At 61.8% G+C, this 20,768-nt stretch carries 19 protein-coding genes; 10 read left to right on the top strand and 9 right to left on the bottom strand.

The features are described from left to right. Window positions 1-19: 19 nt before the first annotated feature. Window positions 20-280 (bottom strand): YebG family protein, encoded by a 261-nt coding sequence (locus Q8M42_RS20185; protein ID WP_275960906.1) that lies wholly within the window; start codon window positions 278-280, stop codon window positions 20-22. A 268-nt stretch (window positions 281-548) separates the two neighbouring features. On the opposite strand from Q8M42_RS20185, the gene Q8M42_RS20180 reads away from it, so the two are divergent. Beyond that, complete coding sequence (locus Q8M42_RS20180; protein WP_305285476.1) at window positions 549-1,055, top strand: phosphate-starvation-inducible protein PsiE; 507 nt, start codon at window positions 549-551, stop codon at window positions 1,053-1,055. Between the two features lie 7 nt (window positions 1,056-1,062). Here the strand turns inward: Q8M42_RS20180 and Q8M42_RS20175 are convergent, their stop codons facing one another. The 4 genes from Q8M42_RS20175 to arsB all read right to left on the bottom strand — a co-directional run bounded on the left by Q8M42_RS20175 (window position 1,063) and on the right by arsB (window position 6,844). Beyond that, window positions 1,063-3,699: a DEAD/DEAH box helicase gene (locus Q8M42_RS20175; protein ID WP_304864879.1), complete on the bottom strand. Its 2,637-nt coding sequence runs from the start codon at window positions 3,697-3,699 to the stop codon at window positions 1,063-1,065. Window positions 3,700-3,875: 176 nt separating this feature from the next. Next, entirely contained in the window at window positions 3,876-4,754 is an 879-nt protein-coding gene (locus Q8M42_RS20170) for a helix-turn-helix domain-containing protein (RefSeq protein WP_304864877.1), read from the bottom strand. An 86-nt stretch (window positions 4,755-4,840) separates the two neighbouring features. Continuing rightward, complete coding sequence (locus Q8M42_RS20165; protein ID WP_304864875.1) at window positions 4,841-5,599, bottom strand: ABC transporter substrate-binding protein; 759 nt, start codon at window positions 5,597-5,599, stop codon at window positions 4,841-4,843. Between the two features lie 174 nt (window positions 5,600-5,773). After that, window positions 5,774-6,844, bottom strand: coding sequence for an ACR3 family arsenite efflux transporter (gene arsB / locus Q8M42_RS20160; RefSeq protein WP_304864873.1), 1,071 nt, complete (start codon window positions 6,842-6,844; stop codon window positions 5,774-5,776). 148 nt (window positions 6,845-6,992) lie between these two features. On the opposite strand from arsB, the gene Q8M42_RS20155 reads away from it, so the two are divergent. From Q8M42_RS20155 to Q8M42_RS20130, 6 genes are all read left to right on the top strand, one after another. After that, window positions 6,993-7,766 carry a metalloregulator ArsR/SmtB family transcription factor gene (locus Q8M42_RS20155; RefSeq protein WP_304864871.1) on the top strand — a complete coding sequence of 258 codons (774 nt, stop codon included), beginning with the start codon at window positions 6,993-6,995 and terminating at the stop codon, window positions 7,764-7,766. 23 nt (window positions 7,767-7,789) lie between these two features. Further along, on the top strand, window positions 7,790-8,500 hold the full coding sequence (gene arsH, locus Q8M42_RS20150) for an arsenical resistance protein ArsH (protein ID WP_304864869.1): 711 nt from the start codon (window positions 7,790-7,792) through the stop codon (window positions 8,498-8,500). 63 nt (window positions 8,501-8,563) lie between these two features. Beyond that, a complete protein-coding gene (locus Q8M42_RS20145) occupies window positions 8,564-8,890 on the top strand; it encodes a YnfA family protein (RefSeq protein ID WP_304864867.1) in 327 nt (108 codons plus the stop codon). A gap of 24 nt (window positions 8,891-8,914) precedes the next feature. After that, entirely contained in the window at window positions 8,915-9,910 is a 996-nt protein-coding gene (locus Q8M42_RS20140; RefSeq protein WP_304864865.1) for an ArsJ-associated glyceraldehyde-3-phosphate dehydrogenase, read from the top strand. Between the two features lie 142 nt (window positions 9,911-10,052). After that, window positions 10,053-11,279, top strand: coding sequence for an organoarsenical effux MFS transporter ArsJ (gene arsJ / locus Q8M42_RS20135; protein ID WP_304864863.1), 1,227 nt, complete (start codon window positions 10,053-10,055; stop codon window positions 11,277-11,279). A gap of 252 nt (window positions 11,280-11,531) precedes the next feature. Next, a complete protein-coding gene (locus Q8M42_RS20130) occupies window positions 11,532-12,431 on the top strand; it encodes a DMT family transporter (protein ID WP_304864861.1) in 900 nt (299 codons plus the stop codon). A 92-nt stretch (window positions 12,432-12,523) separates the two neighbouring features. Here Q8M42_RS20130 and Q8M42_RS20125 read toward each other — a convergent pair whose 3' ends face one another. Beyond that, on the bottom strand, window positions 12,524-13,684 hold the full coding sequence (locus tag Q8M42_RS20125; protein WP_304864859.1) for an AAA family ATPase: 1,161 nt from the start codon (window positions 13,682-13,684) through the stop codon (window positions 12,524-12,526). Window positions 13,685-13,949: 265 nt separating this feature from the next. After that, window positions 13,950-16,319 carry a DNA polymerase II gene (locus Q8M42_RS20120; RefSeq protein ID WP_304864857.1) on the bottom strand — a complete coding sequence of 790 codons (2,370 nt, stop codon included), beginning with the start codon at window positions 16,317-16,319 and terminating at the stop codon, window positions 13,950-13,952. Between the two features lie 416 nt (window positions 16,320-16,735). On the opposite strand from Q8M42_RS20120, the gene Q8M42_RS20115 reads away from it, so the two are divergent. The 3 genes from Q8M42_RS20115 (at window position 16,736) to Q8M42_RS20105 (ending at window position 19,348) form a co-directional block, all read left to right on the top strand. Next, window positions 16,736-18,733 (top strand): U32 family peptidase, encoded by a 1,998-nt coding sequence (locus Q8M42_RS20115; protein ID WP_304864915.1) that lies wholly within the window; start codon window positions 16,736-16,738, stop codon window positions 18,731-18,733. Window positions 18,734-18,845: 112 nt separating this feature from the next. After that, window positions 18,846-19,097: a type II toxin-antitoxin system Phd/YefM family antitoxin gene (locus Q8M42_RS20110; protein ID WP_304864855.1), complete on the top strand. Its 252-nt coding sequence runs from the start codon at window positions 18,846-18,848 to the stop codon at window positions 19,095-19,097. Further along, window positions 19,094-19,348: a Txe/YoeB family addiction module toxin gene (locus tag Q8M42_RS20105; RefSeq protein ID WP_304864853.1), complete on the top strand. Its 255-nt coding sequence runs from the start codon at window positions 19,094-19,096 to the stop codon at window positions 19,346-19,348. The genes Q8M42_RS20110 and Q8M42_RS20105 overlap by 4 nt, the downstream gene beginning before the upstream one ends. A gap of 183 nt (window positions 19,349-19,531) precedes the next feature. On the opposite strand, the gene Q8M42_RS20100 is transcribed toward Q8M42_RS20105, so the two are convergent. Next, window positions 19,532-19,918, bottom strand: a complete 387-nt coding sequence (locus Q8M42_RS20100; RefSeq protein WP_304864851.1) for a hypothetical protein — start codon at window positions 19,916-19,918, stop codon at window positions 19,532-19,534. Between the two features lie 12 nt (window positions 19,919-19,930). After that, entirely contained in the window at window positions 19,931-20,761 is an 831-nt protein-coding gene (locus Q8M42_RS20095; RefSeq protein WP_304864849.1) for an SDR family oxidoreductase, read from the bottom strand. Between the last annotated feature and the right edge of the window lie 7 nt (window positions 20,762-20,768).

The following is a 20,768-nucleotide window of genomic DNA, read 5'->3' as shown; positions in this document are numbered from 1 at the left end:
TTGTTTATCGCTGCCGGGGTTACTCGGCAGCGGGTTCGCTCAGTTCACTCAAGGCATCCGGCTGGTTCTTGAACGCCTTGGCGAAGATGTCACGGTTCTTCGCCATATAAATCCCCAGCTCTTCACCCTGGGCTTCATTCAGCGATGGCACGGCTTTTTGCAGCACCTCGGTGAGCAGCTCGGCCAGTTCGAGCATTTTGTCATGACGGTCGGCTTCGGCTTTATCCATGAATAAACGCTCCAAATCCCGGCTGCTGCGGTACACCACTTCGACGGCCATTCATCACCTCTACGCCTTCACGCTGATAGGTTGCAATAAACTGTTTATTTGTACAGTGGTTGCGAGCATAAAGAACTCGCCTGCATTTGGCCAGCAGCAATTGCCATGCCGGCTAACACCATAGCCGATTCTTCAGGCTGCAACAGCCAGCCGCCAGCATGGCGCGGCGGTTGCAGGTGCTTTTTCGCCCGCCGCAAGCTTCTTCTACTGACACTGTTAGATGATGACGCGCGGTGCTGTCGTCATTTTCGATCTATTAGGAGCTTTTATGGGTAAACCAAACTGGGCCGAGCTGATGCGCGAGCGCATGCATGGGCTGGCGGAATCGCTGGGCAATCTGTTGATGGAGGCGTTCCACTACCTGGCGCTGTTCGCCATCGGCGCCATCACCGCCTGGGCCGCGATCATGGCTTTTCTTGGCATGCTGGAGAAGGGCCATATCACCGTCGATGACATCCTGTTGCTGTTTATCTACCTGGAATTGGCGGCGATGGTGGGGATCTATTTCAAGACCAACCACATGCCGATCCGCTTCATGATCTATGTGGCGATTACCGCGCTGACCCGCCTGATGATTTCCGACATTTCGCACAACCATAAACCCGACATGGGCGTGGTGATGGTCTCCGGGGCGATTCTGCTGCTGGCGCTGGCGATTTTTGTGGTGCGCTATGCCTCGTCACGCTTTCCTGCGGTGCAGGCCGATGGTCAACGGCGCCAACGCAATTCGGCCGATGATGCGGCTGAGAAAGACGATACCCAGAGTGATGATTGAAACCGACTCAATCGCTTAACGGCGCAAACAGCGCCTGCAGGTCGTCTTCGCTGAGCTGCAGCTGGGTCTGGCTGCCGCCTTCCAGTACGCCGCGGGCCAGGTTGGCTTTGGCCTGCTGCAGCTGCTGGATCTTCTCTTCGACGCTGCCACGGGCGATCAGCTTGTAGACGAACACCGGCTTATCCTGGCCGATGCGATAGGCGCGGTCGCTGGCCTGGGCTTCGGCGGCCGGGTTCCACCAGGGGTCGAAGTGGATCACGGTATCGGCCGCAGTCAGGTTCAGGCCCGAGCCACCGGCTTTCAGGCTGATCAGGAAGATCGGCAGTTCGCCAGCCTGGAACTGCTGCACCGGGGTGCGCCGGTCCTGGGTGCTGCCGGTGAGCTTGGCGTAGGGAATGTTGCGCGCCTTCAATTCGGCTTCGATCAGCGCCAGCATCGAGGTGAACTGCGAGAACAGCAGCACCCGCCGACCTTCGGCAAACAACTCTTCAAGCATTTCCAGCAGGCCGCTGAGCTTGCCGGAATCCGCGCTGGTCAGGCTGCTGTCGCCTTCATCGCCGAGCAGACGCAGGTCGCAGCAGGCCTGGCGCAGGCGCAGCAGCGCTTCGAGAATCACGATCTGGCTACGGGCCAAGCCTTGGCGGGCAATCTCTGCGCGGACCTTCTGGTCCATGGCCAGGCGCAGGGTTTCGTAGCGGTCGCGCTGCGCCGCGCTGAGTTCGACCCAGTGGGTGATTTCGGTTTTCGGCGGCAGCTCGCTGGCCACCTGCTCCTTGGTACGGCGCAGGATAAACGGCTTGATTCGCCCGGTCAGGTGGGTCAGGCGCTGCTGGTTGGCGTTCTTTTCAATCGGCGTGCGGTAGTCGCGGGTAAAACTCTTGCTGTCACCCAGCCAGCCAGGCATGAGGAAGTTGAACAGCGACCACAATTCGCCCAGGTGATTCTCCAGCGGCGTGCCGGTCAGGCACAGGCGTTGTCCGGCCTGCAGTTGTGAGGCAGCGACGGCGGCCTTGCTGCGTGGGTTCTTGATGTTCTGCGCTTCGTCGAGAATCAGCAGGCGGTAGCGGTAGGCGCTCAATGCCTTGAGATCGCGCGGCAGCAGGGCGTAGGTGGTAAGGATGATCTGCTGCTCGTCGATCTGCTTGAACAGCGCGCGGCGTTTCGGCCCGTGCAGCGCCAGCACCTTGAGCTGCGGGGTGAAGCGCGCGGCTTCATCCTGCCAGTTGGGAATCAGGCTGGTGGGCATAACGATCAGCGCCGGCTGCTGCAAACGCCCGGCGTTGAACTCGCAGAGGATATGGCCGAGGGTCTGTAGGGTTTTGCCCAGGCCCATGTCATCGGCCAGCAGGCCGCCGACTCCCAGCTCGGCCAACCCCTGCATCCAGGCCAGGCCTTGCAGCTGATAGGGCCGTAGCTCGGCTTGCAGGCCAGCAGGAGGCTGTAAGGTGGCGCTGTCCAGGCGCTGTAGGCGTTCGGCGAAGTCGCGCAGCTGGTCGCCGCCTTGCCAGCTGATTGCCGGCCCTTCTTGCAGGTGATTGAGGCGCGCGGCATCCAGACGTGACAGGCGCAGGCGCTGGTTGGATTCGCCCGGCTCGCGCACAAACAGCTCGCCCAGGGTCGCCAGCAGCGGTTTCAGTCGCGCCAGCGGCAGGGCCACGCGCTTGTGGTTGTGCGGCAGGCTGACCAGCAGCACCTCATCGTCATCGCGCTTGTTCAGCGCTTCGCCATTGAGCAGCCAGGGTGCGCGGCGGATGGCTTGCAGCAGAATCGGCAGCAGGCTGATGCGCTGGCCTTCGACCTCGATACCCAGCTCCAGGTCGAACCAGTTCTGCTCGGGGTCTTCTTCGACTTCGGCGTACCAGTCATCGACCGGTGTCAGGTTGAACTGGAAGTCCGGCTGCATGCGGATCTGCCAGCCTTCCTCGCGCAGCAGCGGCAATTGCTCACGGACAAACTGCAGCCAGGCGGCCTCGGTGGGTTGTTCGTAGGCTTCGCCGGCGCTTTCCGGTAGCGCTTCGCTCTGCCGTAGCGCCACTTGCAGGCCGGTCTGCTCCAGGCGCTTGCGCAGCTGGGTTTCAGCGCTGATGTCACGCACGATGCGCAGGCTGTGCTGGGCGCTCTGCTTGATCAGCAGGTCTTTGCCCTGTTTGCCAGATGCCAGGTGGCCCTGGTAATCGAAGGCCAATGCGGCGCGGTGCTGGGTTTGCTCCTGCATGCGGCCCTTGCGCGCATCAAAGTGCACGCGCACCAGGCTGCCGAGGCTCAACACCGGGGCCGGTTGCAGGTTGTCCAGGCACTCTTCGCGGGCCTGCGGGCTGCTGACGATCAGCGGCGAGAGGTCGACGCCTTGTTCCTGCTGGGTTTGCAGGGTAAGTAGGGCGCTGGCCACGTGTTTGCAGTTGAAGCCCACTGGGCAGCTGCAATGGCCGGTCACGCCCCAGCCCTGGCCGTAATGGTGCAGGGTGATGCGCTGTTGATAGGTTTGCGCACCGGAGCCACGGCAGCTGGCCAGCAGGGTGCTGTCCTTGAGGCTGAGCAGGCGGCTGCGGCCTTGCGCGGCATAACCCTGGCCGCGCTGCAGATCGCCCACGCCGAATTCCGCGCGCCAGTCTTCCTGGCGTAGATGCAGGATATCGAGGGCCATCAGTGGCACCGGGCAGGCGAGTGGATGAATCGTGGCATGGGCAGCTTTCTCGAAGGCAGCCGATGATTCTTGCACAGCCAGCGTGGGATTAGCAGGCTGTTTTCAGACACGGCGGGGCGCAAGCTGCGTTGCCTGATAGGCGGGTATGCGGCGGGCTGATGCTGCTTGGCGTGGGGTCAGGTGCGTTGCAGGGCGGCGCGGTATTGTCCCGGCGTGGTGCTGAAGGCCTGGCGGAAGCGGTTATTGAAATGGCTGGCGCTGGCAAAGCCGCAGGCCAGGGCCACTTCAGCCAATGCCAGCGTGCTGTGCTGCAGCAGCTGCTGGCCATGGCGCAGGCGCTGCGCCAGCACATAGCGATGTGGCGGCAGGCCGAAGCTGAGTTGGAACATCCGCGCGAAGTGGTATTCGGAGAGCGCGCATACGCTGGCCAACTGGCCCAGGCTAAGCGGCTGTTCCAGGTGGCTGTCGATAAATTCGCGCAGGCGCCGGCGCTGCACGGGAGCCAGGCCGCCGGTCAGACGCAGGCCTTCGCGACGGCCGACCTGAGACAGTAGGGCGTGATTGATCAGGCCATGGGCCAGGCTGCTGCTGAGCAGGCGTTCGGCCGGTTCCTGCCAATCCAGCTGGCTGAGCTGGCGAAAACGTTGAGCCTGCTGCGGGTCATCGATAAAAGTACCTTCGCGCAGTTCCAGTTCCCGTGGCTCACGGTCCAGCAGGTTGACGGCCGCCAGGGCGAATTGCTCCTGGCTGATATACAGGTGGGCCAGCTGGATTTCACCGTTGATCACCCACGCTGACTGGTGTCCGGCCGGCAGGATGCACAGCTTATCCGGTGCGCCTTTGTTGTGTGGGCTTTCGCGGCGGAAGGTGCCAGTACCGCCAGCCAGGTAGCAGGACAGCGTGTGATGGCTGGGCGCTTGGTAGTCGCGGGCATCATGGCGGTTGCTCCACACGGCCGCCGCCAGCCCGTCGCCCAACTCGGCGCTGCGGTGCAGGCGGGTGTTGGGCGAGCTGTGCATGCTCTGGAAAACCTGTAGGTGCTCAAGTTGCGACATAAATCCTCCGTCGCCCCATGCTACGCCTGGCCTGCCGGCGTGCCAGCCCCCGCAGGCAGAAAAGCGCAAGATTATGCAAGGCGCAGCTATTTGTAGCTGTCGAGAATTTCCAGGTAGCGCGGCTGTTGCTTGAGCGCGTTCAGGCTGTTCTGCAGACGGGTGAGCTGCACCGCGTCGGTGTCCAGGCTGAAGGCGTAATACATGGCGCTTTCCTTGAGCACATGCACCGGGGTGAAGTCGTGGCTGTGCATGTCCAGGTTGCGGATAAACCAGTAGGCGGTGGTTTCGTCGTAGGCCCACAGGTCGATGCGGCTGTTATGCAGCAGGTTGGCCAACTGGATCGCGCTGGCGGAAATCTGCAGCTGGTTGTCGCGGATGCCCAGACTGTTGAGCAGGTGATGGCCAACATCATCACGAATCACGCCGATGCGCTGCGTGCTGAGATCCGCCGGTTTTTTGATCTGTATCTGGCGATCCCTGCGTGCCAGCAGCACGATACGGCTGGGCATGATCGGCCCGACCCATTTGAACTGCGGTCCGCGCTCCTCGGTGCGGGTCATGGAAAATAGCAGCACCCCCGGGCCTTTGCGCGCCATCTGATAGCCGCGCGCCCAGGGCAACGAGCGAATATCCCGGCGCGCGATGGGCAGGCCGGCGCTGGCAGCCGCTTCCAGCAGAATATCCACGGTAATGCCGCGGGCGATGCCGCTTTCGGTGTAGTTGTAGGGCGGGAATTCTTCGGTGATGAAGTCCAGCGACTCCCACTTGGCTTCGGCATGCAACAGCGCAGGGCAGATCAGGCAGAGGGCAATAAACGCGAGCACGTGGCCAAGTCGAGCGGGCATGCGGCATACCTCAGGCTACAGGTACGGCCCGGTGACCCAGGCCGGATGCTGCTGGTGCATCCTGTATTGACGCTAGCCTGCCGGGCATAGGCTGTCGACTCACCGCATATACCGCTCTGGATGGTCATTTCCAGGCATGCGAGTGAATGGCTATTAACCGCCGGGATCGAGCCGTCAGCCCTGCGCGCGCTCGTACCAACCCTTGCTGTTATTGACCATGCGCACCAGCCAGAGCATCACCGGCACTTCGATCAGTACGCCGACCACCGTGGCCAGCGCCGCGCCGGAATTGAAGCCGTACAGCACGATGGCCACGGCTACGGCCAGTTCAAAGAAGTTCGATGCGCCGATCATCGCCGCCGGCCCGGCGATGTCGTGGCGCACCTTGAGTTGGCGGCACATCCAGTAACCCAGCGCAGCGATAAACAGGGTTTGCAGCAGAATCGGCACTGCCAGCATGGCGATGATCAATGGTTGCGCGACGATGGTCTGACCCTGGAAGGAGAACAGCAGCACCAGGGTGGCGAGCAAAGCGAGGATGGAGAACGGGCCGATACGCGAAAGCATCGCGGCTAGCGCTGCCTCACCCCGGCGCAGCAAACGGGCGCGGATAAATTGGGCGATGGCCAGGGGGATAACGATATACATCACCACCGACAGCAACAGGGTGTCCCACGGTACCGGGATCGATGACACGCCAAGCAGCAGGGCAACGATGGGCGCGAAGGCGAACACCATTACCAGGTCGTTGATCGCCACCTGGGTCAGGGTGAAGTTGGCGTTGCCCCTACACAGGTTGCTCCAGACAAACACCATGGCGGTGCAGGGCGCGGCGCCGAGTAGGATCAGCCCGGCCACGTAGCTGTCGATCTGCTCGGCCGGTAGCCAATCGGCGAACACATGGCGCAGAAACAGCCAGGCCATAAAGGCCATGGTGAACGGCTTGATCAGCCAGTTGATGCTCAGGGTCACGCCCAGGCCGGCGCGCTGCTGGTAGACCTCGCCGATGGCGCTGAAGTCGATCTTTATCAGCATGGGGATGATCATCACCCAGATCAGCAGCCCCACCGGGATATTCACCTGGGCGATTTCCAGCGCCCCTACAGCCTTGGCGGCCTCAGGCGCATACAGGCCGAGCAGGGTGCCGCCGATGATGCAGAGAAATACCCAGAGCGTCAGATAACGCTCGAACAGACCGAGCGGCGAGACGGCTGGGTGGGCTGCGGATTCGAGTGAGGTGGTCATGCGCAATTCCTTGAATATGCAGCGAGTCTAGCCAGGCTCGCTGCGCTCGGTATTGATCTGGGTCGGCCTGAGTCGGGATAAATATACGGTTTACAAGATATATGGTTAGCAATATATTCGCCAAATCGTATTTGTCGAGCATCACCCCATGAGCCAAAAGATTCGTGTGCTGTTTCTCTGTGTGGCCAATGCCGCCCGCTCGCAAATGGCTGAAGCCCTGTTACGCCATACCGACCCCGAAGGCTATGAGGTTTTTAGCGCCGGCACTCTGCCTGGTGAGGTTGACCCACGTGCGCGCCAGGCCCTGGAGCAGTTGGGCGTCAGCACGGAAGGCCTGCACAGCAAGGCGCTGGAGAGTTTCGATGGCCAGCAGTTCGATTACGTAATTACCCTGTGCGACAAGTCCGCCTTCGAGTGCAGCACCTTGCCCGGAGCGGGGGAGTACATCGCCTGGGACTTCGAGGACCCCGCCAGCAGCCAGCAGCAGAATGCCTACAAGCACTGCCTGCAGCAGATCCACGAGCGCATCAAGATGTTCGTACTGGTCAAGAGCAAGGCTCAGGCGCCGCTGCAGATGCTCGCGCCGGTGACCTTGTTCAAGTGCCTGGCCGATGACACCCGCGCGCGCATGACCCAGCTAATTGCCCAGGAAGGCGAGCTGTGCGTCTGTGAGCTGACCGCCGCTCTGCAGGAAAGCCAGCCGAAAATCTCCCGTCATTTAGCCCAGCTGCGCAGCAGCGGCCTGTTGCAGGACCGCCGCGCCGGGCAGCGGGTCTATTACCGCCTGCATCCGCAGTTGCCGGCCTGGGTCGGGCAGATCCTGACGCAAGTGCTCCAGGCTGACGATCCGCAACTGGCCGAGGATCGTTTGCGTCTGCACAGCATGCGTGATCGCCCGGACCGCGCCGCCCTGTGCGGCTGAGCCACCTTTATCAGAGATAGGCCATGACCTCCGAACTGCCGAATATCGACCCTGAACTGCTGGACATTCCTACGGCGGACACGCTGGCGCAGCCCAACGTGACCCATAAACCACGCATCCTGCTGCTGTACGGCTCCAACCGGGCGCGTTCCTACAGCCGCCTGCTGACCGAGGAAGCCGCACGTTTACTGGAGCAACTCGGTGCCGAAGCGCGGATCTTCAACCCCAGCGGTCTGCCGCTGCCGGACGACGCCCCCGAGGATCACCCCAAGGTGCAGGAGCTGCGTGAGCGGGTGCTGTGGAGCGAGGGCATGGTCTGGTGCTCGCCGGAGCGCCATGGCGCGATGACCGGGGTGTTCAAATCGCAGATCGACTGGGTTCCCCTGAGCATGGGCGCGGTGCGCCCGACCCAGGGCAAGACCCTGGCGCTGATGCAGGTTAGCGGCGGTTCGCAATCCTTTAATGCGCTAAACCAGATGCGCGTGCTGGGGCGCTGGATGCGCATGTTCACCATCCCCAATCAGTCTTCGGTGGCCAAGGCCTTCCTCGAATTTGACGACGCCGGGCGGATGAAGCCTTCGGCTTATTACGACCGCGTGGTCGACGTGATGGAGGAGCTGGTCAAGTTCACCCTGTTGCTGCGCGGCCAAACGGACTATCTGGTGGACCGTTATTCCGAGCGCAAGGAATCGGCTGAACAGCTCAGCAAGAGGGTTAATCAGGCATCCATTTAAGGCTCAAGCCTTCAACCCTCCACACGCATCCGGGCCGACTGCAGGTCGGCTATTGAGGTCAGCATGCTTAACACCATCGGGCTTTTCGCCCTCACGGCACTGGCCGAGATCATCGGCTGCTACCTGCCGTACCTGTGGCTCAAGCAGGGCAAAAGCATCTGGCTGCTGGTGCCGGCCGCCGCCGCCCTGGCGTTATTTGCCTGGCTGCTGACCCTGCACCCGACCGCCGCCGGGCGGGTGTATGCCGCTTACGGCGGGGTGTATGTGGCGATGGCGATTATCTGGCTATGGCTGGTGGACGGCATTCGCCCGAGCCATTGGGACCTGCTGGGCGCCGCTGTGGCCCTGCTCGGCATGGCGATCATTATGTTTGCGCCGCGTGGCACCTAACCACGTTCTAGAGGGAGTTTATTCATGGCTATCAAAGTAGGTATCAACGGTTTTGGTCGTATCGGTCGTCTGGCGCTGCGCGCTGCCTGGGGCTGGCCGGAGTTCGAGTTTGTGCAGATCAATGATCCGGCTGGCGACGCGCCGACCCACGCCCACCTGCTGAATTTCGACTCGGTGCATGGCCGCTGGAATAGCGAGGCGAGCAGCGAAGGCGAGTGCGTGCTGATCGACGGCAAACGTATCCAGGTCACGGCCAACAAGACTATCGCCGACACCGACTGGTCGGGCTGCGATCTGGTGATCGAGGCCAGCGGCAAAATGAAAACCGTCGCGGTGCTGCAGGCCTATCTCGACCAAGGCGTGAAACGCGTGGTGGTCTGCGCACCGGTGAAAGAGCCGGGCGCGCTGAATATCGTGATGGGCGTCAACCAGCAGCTATTCGACCCGGCGCAGCACCGCATCGTCACCGCGGCGTCCTGCACCACCAATTGTCTGGCCCCGGTGGTCAAGGTGATCCACGAAAATCTCGGTATTCGCCACGGCTCGATCACCACCATTCACGACCTGACCAACACCCAAAGCATTCTCGATACGCCGCATAAGGACCTGCGCCGGGCGCGGGCCAGTGGCATGAGCCTGATCCCCACCAGCACCGGTTCGGCCACGGCGATTGCTGAGATCTTCCCCGAGCTACGCGGCAAGCTGAATGGCCACGCCGTGCGCGTACCGCTGGCCAACGCCTCGCTGACCGATTGCGTATTTGAGGTGCAGCGCGCCACTACGGTGGAGGAGGTCAACGCACTGCTTAAAGCTGCCGCTGACGGTCCGCTCAAGGGCATCCTCGGTTATGAGGAACGTCCGCTGGTGTCCATCGACTACCGCACCGACCCGCGCTCTTCGATTATCGATGCGTTGTCGACCATGGTGGTCAACGGCACCCAGGTGAAGCTCTACGCCTGGTACGACAACGAATGGGGCTACGCCAACCGCGCGGTGGAGTTGGCGCGGATGGTGGGTTAACCACGGGTCTGTAGGAGCGGCGGGAACGCCTAGTTATTGGCCACGATGGATCTCTGGTGTTGCCATCGCGGGCAAGCCCGCTCCTACAAAAGCCTGTGGCGACATCCACCACTAACGTCGTGCGGCACAACAGGATTCTCCGATGCACGCCTTATCCCGCCTAGCCCCCGACGTGCGCCAATACCTGCTGGTAACCGGCAACTACTGGGCTTTTACCCTCACCGACGGCGCCTTGCGCATGTTGGTGGTGCTGCATTTTTACAGCCTGGGTTACACGCCGCTGCAGATCGCCGCGCTGTTTCTGTTCTATGAGATTTTCGGTGTGGTCACCAACCTGGTCGGCGGTTACCTGGGTGCGCGGCTGGGGCTTAATCGCACTATGAATATCGGCTTGGGCCTGCAAGTGGCGGCCTTGCTGATGCTCACCGTGCCGGCGGCCTGGCTGACGATTCCCTGGGTGATGGGCGCGCAGGCGCTGTCCGGTATCGCCAAAGACCTGAACAAGATGAGCGCCAAGAGCTCGATCAAGCTGCTGGTGCCGGACAGTCAGCAGGGCACGCTCTACAAGTGGGTGGCGATCCTGACCGGCTCGAAGAATGCGCTGAAGGGCGTGGGTTTCTTTATGGGTGGCGCGTTGCTGGCGCTGCTCGGGTTCACTGGCGCAGTGCTGGCCATGGCGGCGGTGCTGGCGCTGATCTGGCTGGCCAGCCTGTTGCTGCTGAAAAAGGATCTGGGCAAGGCGAAAGCCAAGCCAAAGTTTCGCGATATTTTGTCCAAGAGCCGGGCGATCAATATCCTGTCAGCCGCACGCTTGTTCTTATTCGGTGCCCGCGATGTGTGGTTTGTCGTTGCGCTGCCGGTGTATCTGTCCAGTGTGTTTGGTTGGGATTTCTGGATGGTCGGCGGCTTTCTCGCGGCCTGGGTGATCGGCTACGGCATGGTGCAGTCCTTCGCCCCGGCCATCACTGGCAAGGCCAGCGGCCAGTTACCGGATGGCCGCGCGGCATTCGCCTGGGCTGCCGTGCTGGCCGGGTTGCCCGCTGCAATTGCCCTGGGTCTGAACAGTGATTTACCAGCGCAGTGGATCTTGCTTGGCGGGCTGATGCTGTTCGGCGCGCTGTTTGCGGTGAACTCCTCGCTGCACAGCTACCTGATTGTCAGCTACGCCAAGGAAGATGGCGTGTCGCTGGATGTCGGCTTCTATTACATGTCCAACGCCGCCGGCCGGTTGATCGGCACGCTGCTGTCGGGCTGGGTGTATCAGGCCTATGGCTTGGAAGCCTGCTTGTGGGTGTCCTCGGGCTTTGTGCTGCTGGCGGCGTTGATCTCCATTGGGCTACCTCGGCATCGGCCTACCCAGCTCTTGTAGGAACGGTGGGGACGCCTAGTCCTTGCCCGCGAATCGACGTCACCCCAAAAGCATCGCGGACAAGTCCGCTCCTACAAGTATGTGGGCAAGACTTTAACGGGGGGCAGGCGCGGGCAATGTGTTGATGCGTTGTCAATTGCGCCACTCACCCAACCTACAAAAGCGCGCTGGGTAGTTAAAAAGCGCAAGTTTATGCAAGAGCGCCAGGCCTGATCAGGCGCAGACTCTCAACCATCTACCGGGAGTCTGTTGATGAACCTGTCGCTCTATCTGTTGACCGTACTGATCTGGGGCACCACCTGGATCGCCCTTAAGCTGCAACTGGGCGAAGTAGCGATTGCCGCGTCCATTGCCTACCGCTTTGCCCTGGCGGCTGCCGTGCTGTTCGCCGTGCTGCTGCTTAGCGGCCGCCTGCAGAAACTCGATAAGCGCGGTCAACTGATCTGCCTGGTGCAGGGGCTGTGTCTGTTCTGCATCAACTTTATGTGCTTCTACACCGCCAGCCAGTGGATACCGAGCGGCCTGGTGGCGGTGATCTTTTCCACTGCAACGCTGTGGAATGCAATCAACGCGCGGCTGTTCTTCAAGCAGAAGATCGCCGCCAATGTTCTGGCCGGTGGTGCGCTAGGGCTTGGCGGTCTGGCCTTGTTGTTCTGGCCTGAGTTGGCCGGGCAGGAGGCCAGCCACGAAACCCTGCTGGGCATCGGTCTGGCATTGATCGGCACCCTGTGTTTCTCAGCCGGCAATATGCTCTCCAGCCTGCAGCAGAAGGCCGGCCTCAAGCCGCTGACCACCAATGCCTGGGGCATGCTGTATGGCGCGTTGATGCTGGTGGCGATCTGTCTGGTCAGCGGCACGCCGTTCGGTTTCGAGTGGAATACTCGTTACGTCGGCACTCTGCTGTATCTGGCGATTCCCGGTTCGGTGATCGGCTTTACCGCTTACCTGACCCTGGTCGGACGCATGGGCCCGGAGCGCGCGGCCTACTGCACCGTACTGTTCCCGGTGGTGGCGCTGAATATCTCGGTGTTTGCCGAGGGCTATCAATGGACGGCGCCGGCGCTGTTCGGCCTGGTGCTGGTGATGCTGGGTAACGTGCTGGTGTTTCGTAAACCTAAAGCCATGCCAATGGCAGTGGTGCGTGAGGCGTAGGGTGGATGACGCTTTTATCATCCACCATGGGATCGCAAGCGGTGGACGGGTGAAGCGTCATCCACCCTACGAACGGCCCTGACCGCCAAGGGTTAACTCGGCCACTTCCAGGCCGGTTCATCGAGCATGCCCTGACCCTGAATCACGGTTTGCCCCAGCTTTTTTTCCAGGACGATGGCGTTGCACTCAGGGTGTTGCTCCAGGGTGGCGATCAGGCGGCTGGCATGTGACACCACCCAGACCTGGGTGCGTTGCGAGGCTGCGATAATCAGCCGGCCGAGGGCGGGCAGCAGGTCGGGGTGCAGGCTGGTTTCCGGCTCGTTCAGCACCATCAAGGATGGTGGTCTGGGCGTTAGCAGGGCGGCGACCAGCAGCAGATAACGCAGGGTGCCGTCCGACAGTTCGCTGGCTGATAAGGGCCGCAGCAATCCTTCTTGTTGCAACTCTACGGCAAAGCGTCCTCCGGTCTGCATATCGATGCGCAGCCGTGCGCCAGGGAACGCATCACTGATTGCCGCATCCAGCGCAGCCGGGTCACCGATTTCACGAATGGTCTGCAACGCCGCCGCCAGGTCACGGCCGTCGTGGTGCAGCACCGGGGTGCGGGTACCCAGTTGCGGCAGGCGCGCAGGCGCTTCGGCATCGCTGCGAAAGTGATCGTAGAAACGCCAACGGCGGATATGTTCGCGCAGCTGGAACACTTCCGGGCAGGCGGGGTCATTGCCGATCTGATCGAACAGGCTATCGAAACTCGGCAGATGCTGAGCCATCACCTGCCAGCTGCGCCCTTCCCGTATACGCACCATCGGCCCGGCGCGATCCACCAGCAGTGAGGCGGGGCGATAGCTGGCTCCGGCCCAGATGCATTCACGCTTGATCTCGGGGTCCAGCGCGAAGGCGGACAGACTTGGCTCCGGCAGCCCGAGGGAAATGGCATAGCTGAAGTCATCGCCAGCAAAACCCAGACGCAGACGCTTGGCCTCCTTGCGTGGGCCGCCTTGCACTGGCACCTCGCCGCTGAGCATGCGCCGGCTGATGGTTTCCGGTCCTGCCCAGAAGGTGGAGTCCAGCCCGCCTTCACGGGCCAGAGCATTGACCACGCCGCCCTGGGCGGTTTCCGCCAGCAGGCGCAGGGCGCGATAGAGATTCGACTTGCCGCTGCCATTGGCCCCGGTCACCAGGTTGAGCCTGCCCAATGGCAGCACCAGAGTGTTGATTGAGCGGTAGTTGGCGACGGCGAGGATGTGCAGCATACGATGTCGTCCTGACGGTTGAAGGGAAGAATTTTAGCCGGGTAACCGGGTAGGGTGGGTTAGGGGCGTTGACCTTGATCGGGTGGACGCCGCAGTAGTTGTGCGCCCCGTAACCCACCAGCTTTGGTTTATCCAATACCGCTTGGTGGGTTACGCGCCGCGTCTGTTCTTCTGTGCTTTTGGGATAACCTGGCATGGCGGCGCTAACCCACCCTACAAGGGCCTTGCGCTGCGACTTGGGTTCCAGGGTGGGGGAGCGTCATCCTCAAAACAAGCCCAACTGCCCACCAATCAACGTGGCGAAGTCGTCATCGACAAACGGCAGGATGGCATCGGCCACCGGCTGTAATTGGCGGGTCAGGTAGTGGTCGTAATCGATGGCGGCGTTACGTGCTTCCAGCGGTTGCGGGCCGGCGGTGGTTATTACGTAACTGATCCAGCCGCCGCGTTGGTATTGCAGCGGCCGGCCGTGGGCGGCGTTGTATTCGTCGGCCAGGCGCGCGGCGCGCACATGCGGCGGCACGTTGCGTTCGTAGTCGGTGAGTGTGCGACGCAGGCGCTTGCGGTAGACCAGCAGCTCATCCAGCTCGCCATTCAGGGTGCGTTCGACATAGTCGCGGATATACCCCTGGTAGGGCTGGTTGAGGAAAATCCGTTCATACAGCTCGCGCTGAAACTGCTGAGCCAGCGGCGACCAATCGCTGCGTACGGTTTCCAGGCCTTTGTAGACCATTTCGTGGCTGCCGTCGGCGCGGCTGATCATCCCGGCATAGCGCTTTTTGCTGCCTTCTTCGGCACCGCGAATAGTCGGCATCAGAAAGCGGCTGTAGTGGGTTTCGTATTGCAGTTCCAGGGCGCTGCTCAGGCCGTACTCGCTCTGTAGATGTTCAGCCCACCAGGCATTGACCTTGGCCACCAGAGCGCGGCCGATCTGCGCTGCATCGGCTTCGTCATGCAGGCGTTGCAGCCAGACAAAGGTGGAGTCGGTGTCGCCGTAGATCACCGCGTAGCCTTCGGCCTCGATCAGCGCACGGGTGCGGGCCATGATTTCGTGGCCGCGCAGGGTGATGGAGGAGGCCAGGCGGGTGTCGAAGAAGCGGCAACCGCTGGAACCGAGCACGCCGTAGAAGGCGTTCATGATGATCTTCAGCGCCTGCGACAGTGGCGCGTTGTGCTCGCGTTTGGCGGCTTCGCGGCCCTGCCACACGCGTTCGACAATCGCTGGCAGGCAATGCTCGCTGCGCGAGAAGCGTGCGCCGCGAAAGCCCGGCACCGAGTGGACGTCATCCGGCTGGCGCAGGCCTTCGATCAGTCCCACCGGGTCGATTAGAAAGCTGCGGATAATCGACGGATACAGGCTCTTGTAGTCGAGCACCAGTACCGACTCGTATAGCCCTGGCTGCGAGTCCATGACAAAACCGCCGGGGCTGGCCTGCGGCGGGTTGTCACCGAGGTTCGGCGCAACAAAACCGCGACGGTGCATCAGCGGCATATACAGATGCTCGAAGGCCGCCACCGAGCCGCCGTTACGGTCGGCGGGCAGGCCGGTAACGGTGGCGCGCTCCAAGAGGAAGTCGAGGATGCCGGTCTTGCCGAAGATGCGCGTCACCAGCTCGCAGTCGCGCAGGTTGTAGCGCGCCAGGGCGGGTTTGTCCTCGCGGAACATGCGGTCGATTTCGTCCATGCGCTGGTAGGGCGTGGAAATATCCTTACCTTCGCCGAGCAGGGTTTGCGCAACGTTTTCCAGGCTGAACGAGGGGAAGCTCCAGGTCGCCGAGCGCAGCGTTTCGATGCCGTCGATAATCAAGCGGCCCGCTGCATCGGCGAAGAAGTGGCCGTTGCCGCTGCCATGCTCGCGCCACTGCATCTCACTGCCATCGCGGCCCAGACGCAGCGGGATGGCCAGGCGGCGAGCGTGTTCGTGCAGCACGCGCAGGTCGAATTGCACCAGGTTCCAGCCGATAAGAGCATCTGGATCATGTTCGGCCATCCACTGATTCAGGCGTTCGAGCAACTGTTCACGGCTGACGCAGTACTCCAGCTGAAAATCTATCTCTGGCGGCTGTTCCGGCGCGCGGCCGAGCATATACACGTTGCGCTGGCCGCAGCCTTCGATGGCAATCGAGTACAGCTCGCCGAAGGCATTGGTTTCGATATCCAGCGATGCCAGCTTGAGCGTTGGGCGGTAATCCGCGCAGGGTTTGATCTGCGCGTCCAGCAGCAGGGGCGGGTTAGCTGCATCAGGCGTGCCGGCGAACAGCACCGGCGCGGTGATAAAGCGCTCCATCAGGTAGCGCTCTGGCGGGCGCACATCGGCCTCGTACACCGTTACGCCAGCGCGGCGCAGGCGTTTGTCGAGCTCGATCAACTGGCGATGCTGCTGGCAATACAGGCCCAGCACCGGGCGTTGCTGAAAGTCCTTGAGCGCCAGCGGGCGCAGCTCAACGCCGCTTTCATTGGCCAATAGCGCCTCGGCCTGGGCGCGTTGCTCGGCCGGGATAAACGCCACCGAGGGTTGCAGCGGCAAGCGGATATGGCGCGGGCCGTGGTCGGTGGCCAGCCAGAACTCCACCTGCGTCCCGGCCGGCGTATCACGCCAGTGTCGGGTCAGCAGAAAGCCCTGTTGTAAGTCCACCGCGCCATTCTCGACTGAATTTGATCAGCCAATTCTACGCGGGCTTTTGTCTGTATGCCCATACAGTAATTGGGTGGCTGCTCAGCGGGCACAGACAGCAGGGTCTGTTCCCGTTTCATTCGCGAGGCGCGTTGCTGCGAGAAATGGCCCCCGATTAGGCGCAGGACGCAGGTAATGGTGTTCCCTTGGCAAGTCCTGCAACAACAGCGGGGGCCATTTCCCGCGCAACCCTACGGGCCGGGCCTGCTTTTGCGCGATGCAGCGTTTCTCGTCGCTTATTTGGAACAACCAAACCGCGCTCCTCGTGCCTTGCCTCGCGCAAAAGCAGGCTCCGGCGCGCCCGCGAATGAAACGGGAACAGACCCTCATTTAAGAGTAAAATGCCCGGCTTGATTGACTGCCCCGATGCCCACGCCATGTCCCTGCCCAAGCACCACCTCGAACTGCTCAGCCCCGCGCGCGATACCGCCATTGCCAAGGAAGCCATCCTGCATGGCGCCGATGCGGTGTATATCGGCGGGCCCGGCTTTGGCGCGCGGCACAACGCCAGCAACAGCGTGGCGGATATTGCCGAGCTGGTGCAGTTCGCCCATCTGTTCCATGCGCGGGTGTTTGTCACCCTCAACACCATCCTGCATGAGGATGAGCTGGAGCCTGCGCGGCAGATGATCTGGCAGCTCTACGAGGCCGGGATTGATGCGCTGATCGTGCAGGACATGGGTGTGATGGAGATGGACCTGCCGCCCATCGAGATTCACGCCAGCACCCAGTGCGACATCCGCACCCTGGAGAAAGCCCGTTTCCTCGACAAAGCTGGCTTCTCGCAGCTGGTGTTGGCCCGTGAGCTGAACCTGGAAGAGATCAGCACTATCTGCAAGAACGTCGATTCGGCGGTCGAGTTCTTTATCCACGGCGCGCTGTGCGTGGCGTTCTCCGGGCAGTGCAACATCTCCCACGCGCAGAACGGGCGCAGCGCCAACCGTGGCGACTGCTCCCAGGCCTGCCGCCTGCCGTACACCTTGAAAGATGATCAGGGCCGCGTGGTAGCGTTTGATAAGCACCTGTTGTCGATGAAGGACAACAACCAGACCGACAACCTGATCTACCTGGTGGATGCCGGCGTGCGCTCGTTCAAGATTGAAGGGCGCTACAAAGACATGAGTTACGTGAAGAACATCACCGCGCATTACCGCCGCGAGCTGGATGCGATTCTCGAACAGCGTCCGCACCTGGCTCGCGCGGCCAGCGGTCGCACCGAGCACTTCTTCACCCCGGATACTGACAAGACCTTCCACCGTGGCAGCACCGACTACTTCGTGACGGATCGCAAAGTGGATATCGGCGCGTTCGATTCGCCAACCTTCACCGGGCTTTCTGTGGGTTATGTCGAGAAAGTCGGCAAGCGCGATCTGATCGCCGTCACCGACGCGCCGTTGTCCAATGGCGATGGTTTGAACGTGCTGATCAAGCGCGAAGTGGTGGGTTTTCGCAGCAACATCTGCGAACTGAAAGGCGAGTTCGACGAAGACGGCGAGAAGCGCTACCGCTACCGCGTCGAGCCCAACGAAATGCCCGAGGCCATGCACCGCGTGCGCCCGCAACACCCGCTCAATCGCAACCTCGATCACAACTGGCAACAGGCTCTACAGAAAACCTCGGCCGAGCGTCGCGTCGCGGTTAGCTGGCAAGTGGCGTTGCACGGTGATCAGTTGCAGCTGAGCGTGAGCAGCGAAGAGGGCGTAGTCGCCAAGGTCAGCCTGAATGGGCCGTTCGCCGCCGCCAAGGATGCCGAGCAATCGCGCGAACAACTGGCCGATACCTTGAGCAAGCTGGGTACCACGATGTACTACAGCACGGGCGTGCAGATCGACTGTGAGGCCGTGCCGTTTATTCCCGGCTCGCAGCTCAAGAGCTTGCGTCGCGAAGCCATTGAAGCGCTGACCCAGGCCCGCGTCGCGGTGCATCCACGTGGTGGGCGCAAGCCGGTTAGCGTGCCTGCGCCGGTGTACCCAGAGTCGCACCTGACGTTTCTCGCCAACGTCTACAACGACAAGGCTCGCACCTTCTACAAGCGCTATGGCGTGCAGCTGATCGACGCGGCCTACGAGGCCCATGAAGAAGCCGGTGAAGTGCCGGTGATGATCACCAAACACTGCCTGCGCTTCTCCTTCAACCTGTGTCCGAAACAGGCCAAAGGCGTCACCGGCGTGCGCACCAAAGTCTCGGATATGCAGCTGATTCATCAGGACGAAGTGCTGACCCTGAAATTCGACTGCAAGCCTTGCGAGATGCACATCATCGGCAAAATGAAGGGCCATATCCTGCATCAGCCACAGCCGGGTAGCGCCCAGACTCAAAGCGGCGCAGTGGGCTATATCACCCCGGAAGATTTGCTGAAAACCATCAAGCGCTAGGCTGGAGCGGTACTCAACCCATCCTACGGGCTGCCCGGCGGTAAAGAACAAGCCTAGACAGGCTTTGGTCTATACATGTACGGTATCGCGTACATGTATAGAGGGTATTTCAATGGACGCCATCAGCTACACCACCGTGCGCGCCAACCTGGCGCAGACCATGGATCGCGTGTGCGAAGACCACGAACCGTTGATCATTACCCGCAACCGGCAGCAGTCGGTGGTGATGATCTCGCTTGAGGATTACAAGGCCCTGGAGGAAACCGCCTACCTGCTGCGCGCGCCGAAGAATGCCAAGCGCCTGCTTGAGGCAATCGCCAGCCTGGAAAGTGGCCAAGGCCAGGAGCGGAGCCTGGCGCAGTGAGGCTGATCTTTGCCGAGCAGGCCTGGGAGGACTACCTCCACTGGCAGGATAGCGACAAGAAGATCCTTAAACGCATCAACGCCCTGATCAAGGAAGTAGTGCGCAGCCCCTTTGCCGGCACCGGCAAACCGGAGGCACTCAAGCACGCCCTGGCGGGCTATTGGTCGCGGCGTATCAATGACGAGCATCGGATGGTTTACAGGGTAGAGGGCGATGCGCTGTTGATTGCGCAGCTGCGTTATCACTACTGATACTTACCTGTCACGTGCTTTGCATGATGGGTATCGCGCTGCTCAACCTGCGCGGCCCGACCCATCCTTGGGCTGACAAGAGGGTAGCCCGGATGCAATCCGGGATGCTTTATCGATACCCGCGCTGTTCCCCGGATTTCATCCGGGCTAGGGAGTCCCTTGGCGGTGTTAGGGGGGCGGTGTTTACGGGCTGTTGCGGTAGAGCTTGGCGAGAAACAGCCAGGCCATCAGCGGATAACAAAAATAATGCAGGGCAAAGATCAGTAAACCCATCGGGCTGGGATCGTCCTGCAGCGCCATCATTGCCAATAAACCCAGATAGAGCAGGGCCAGGATGCCGCCGTAGAGTGCGAGCAGACGGCGGCGTTCGCCTTGCAGGGGCGCGCGGCGGTTGCGCCAGGAGAACCACAGGGTCATGCCGGCGGCCACCAATGCGGCGATCAGCACTGTGGTAAACAGACCGCCGAGTTTGACGAAGGTGCGCAGCAGCAGGTTGAGCACGACAACCGCCACCACGCCGCCAAGGGCCAGGCGGGTAACCGCGACGCTGCTGGGGCTGGGCTCGCGCATGGGCCTGTACTCCTAGAGGCTGCGGTTAAGGCCGAAGCGTTTCTTTAATACAGCTTCGAGCAGACGTTTGGGCACCAGGGCCGCGAGCAGCGGCATGCTGCGACTGCCGTTGCCCAAGCGAATCAGATTAGGACGGCGTTTGCGCTGCACCGCCGCCAGCAGATTGCGGGCGAAGTGGCTGGTGGGGGTGGGGTTGTCTTGTGAGGCGTTGGCGCGGGCGCGGATGCCCTCGCGGATCGGCCACCAGGGCGAGGCTTCGTCGATCAGTTGTTCGGCTTGCTGGCTGGCATTGGCACCGAAGCTGGAGGCAATCGCGCCGGGCTGTACTTCCATTACCTCGATGGCGAAGGGCGCCAGCTCCAGACGCAGGGCGTCGGTCAGCGCATGCACGGCGGCTTTGGAGGCGCAGTAGGCGCCGGCAAACGGGGTGACCAGTACGCCGGAGACGCTGCCGATATTCACCACCAGGCCTTTGTTCTGCCGCAGCAGCGGGAACAGTGCGCGGGTTACGCCGATCAGCGAGAACACGTTGGTTTCAAACTGTTTGCGCATGGCCTCAACACCGCCATCGAGCAGCGGCCCCATAGCCCCGTAACCGGCGTTATTAATCAGCACGTCGAGGCCGCCGATTTCAGCTTTCAGGCGTTCGGCCAACTGACCCAGGCCCAAGCCATCGTTGACGTCCAACTGCACGGCGTTAAAGCCGGCTTCGCTCAGTGCTGTGAGGTCCTCAGCTTTGCGCGCCGTGGCCCAGACCTGATAACCGGCCTGCTGGAATACCTCGGCCAGGGCGCGACCAATGCCGCTGGAACATCCGGTGATCAGTACGCTGGGCTGGGTCATGCAGCTT

The organism is Pseudomonas sp. (genome assembly GCF_030684895.1).
Lineage (GTDB): Bacteria > Pseudomonadota > Gammaproteobacteria > Pseudomonadales > Pseudomonadaceae > Aquipseudomonas.
Note: the sequence above shows the minus strand (reverse complement) of the source record. Positions and strands in the feature narration are given on the sequence as shown.

What these genes read in the sequence shown, in the direction of transcription:
- Q8M42_RS20175 (WP_304864879.1), bottom strand. Translation starts at nt 3,699, where the DNA reads ATGGCCCTCGATATCCTGCATCTACGCCAGGAAGACTGGCGCGCGGAA.
- Q8M42_RS20125 (WP_304864859.1), bottom strand. Translation starts at nt 13,684, where the DNA reads ATGCTGCACATCCTCGCCGTCGCCAACTACCGCTCAATCAACACTCTG.
- Q8M42_RS20155 (WP_304864871.1), top strand. Translation starts at nt 6,993, where the DNA reads ATGAGCCAAAAGATTCGTGTGCTGTTTCTCTGTGTGGCCAATGCCGCC.
- Q8M42_RS20170 (WP_304864877.1), bottom strand. Translation starts at nt 4,754, where the DNA reads ATGTCGCAACTTGAGCACCTACAGGTTTTCCAGAGCATGCACAGCTCG.
- arsB (WP_304864873.1), bottom strand. Translation starts at nt 6,844, where the DNA reads ATGACCACCTCACTCGAATCCGCAGCCCACCCAGCCGTCTCGCCGCTC.
- arsJ (WP_304864863.1), top strand. Translation starts at nt 10,053, where the DNA reads ATGCACGCCTTATCCCGCCTAGCCCCCGACGTGCGCCAATACCTGCTG.
- Q8M42_RS20110 (WP_304864855.1), top strand. Translation starts at nt 18,846, where the DNA reads ATGGACGCCATCAGCTACACCACCGTGCGCGCCAACCTGGCGCAGACC.
- Q8M42_RS20100 (WP_304864851.1), bottom strand. Translation starts at nt 19,918, where the DNA reads ATGCGCGAGCCCAGCCCCAGCAGCGTCGCGGTTACCCGCCTGGCCCTT.
- Q8M42_RS20185 (WP_275960906.1), bottom strand. Translation starts at nt 280, where the DNA reads ATGGCCGTCGAAGTGGTGTACCGCAGCAGCCGGGATTTGGAGCGTTTA.
- Q8M42_RS20145 (WP_304864867.1), top strand. Translation starts at nt 8,564, where the DNA reads ATGCTTAACACCATCGGGCTTTTCGCCCTCACGGCACTGGCCGAGATC.
- Q8M42_RS20165 (WP_304864875.1), bottom strand. Translation starts at nt 5,599, where the DNA reads ATGCCCGCTCGACTTGGCCACGTGCTCGCGTTTATTGCCCTCTGCCTG.
- Q8M42_RS20115 (WP_304864915.1), top strand. Translation starts at nt 16,736, where the DNA reads ATGTCCCTGCCCAAGCACCACCTCGAACTGCTCAGCCCCGCGCGCGAT.
- Q8M42_RS20180 (WP_305285476.1), top strand. Translation starts at nt 549, where the DNA reads ATGGGTAAACCAAACTGGGCCGAGCTGATGCGCGAGCGCATGCATGGG.
- Q8M42_RS20130 (WP_304864861.1), top strand. Translation starts at nt 11,532, where the DNA reads ATGAACCTGTCGCTCTATCTGTTGACCGTACTGATCTGGGGCACCACC.
- Q8M42_RS20140 (WP_304864865.1), top strand. Translation starts at nt 8,915, where the DNA reads ATGGCTATCAAAGTAGGTATCAACGGTTTTGGTCGTATCGGTCGTCTG.
- arsH (WP_304864869.1), top strand. Translation starts at nt 7,790, where the DNA reads ATGACCTCCGAACTGCCGAATATCGACCCTGAACTGCTGGACATTCCT.
- Q8M42_RS20095 (WP_304864849.1), bottom strand. Translation starts at nt 20,761, where the DNA reads ATGACCCAGCCCAGCGTACTGATCACCGGATGTTCCAGCGGCATTGGT.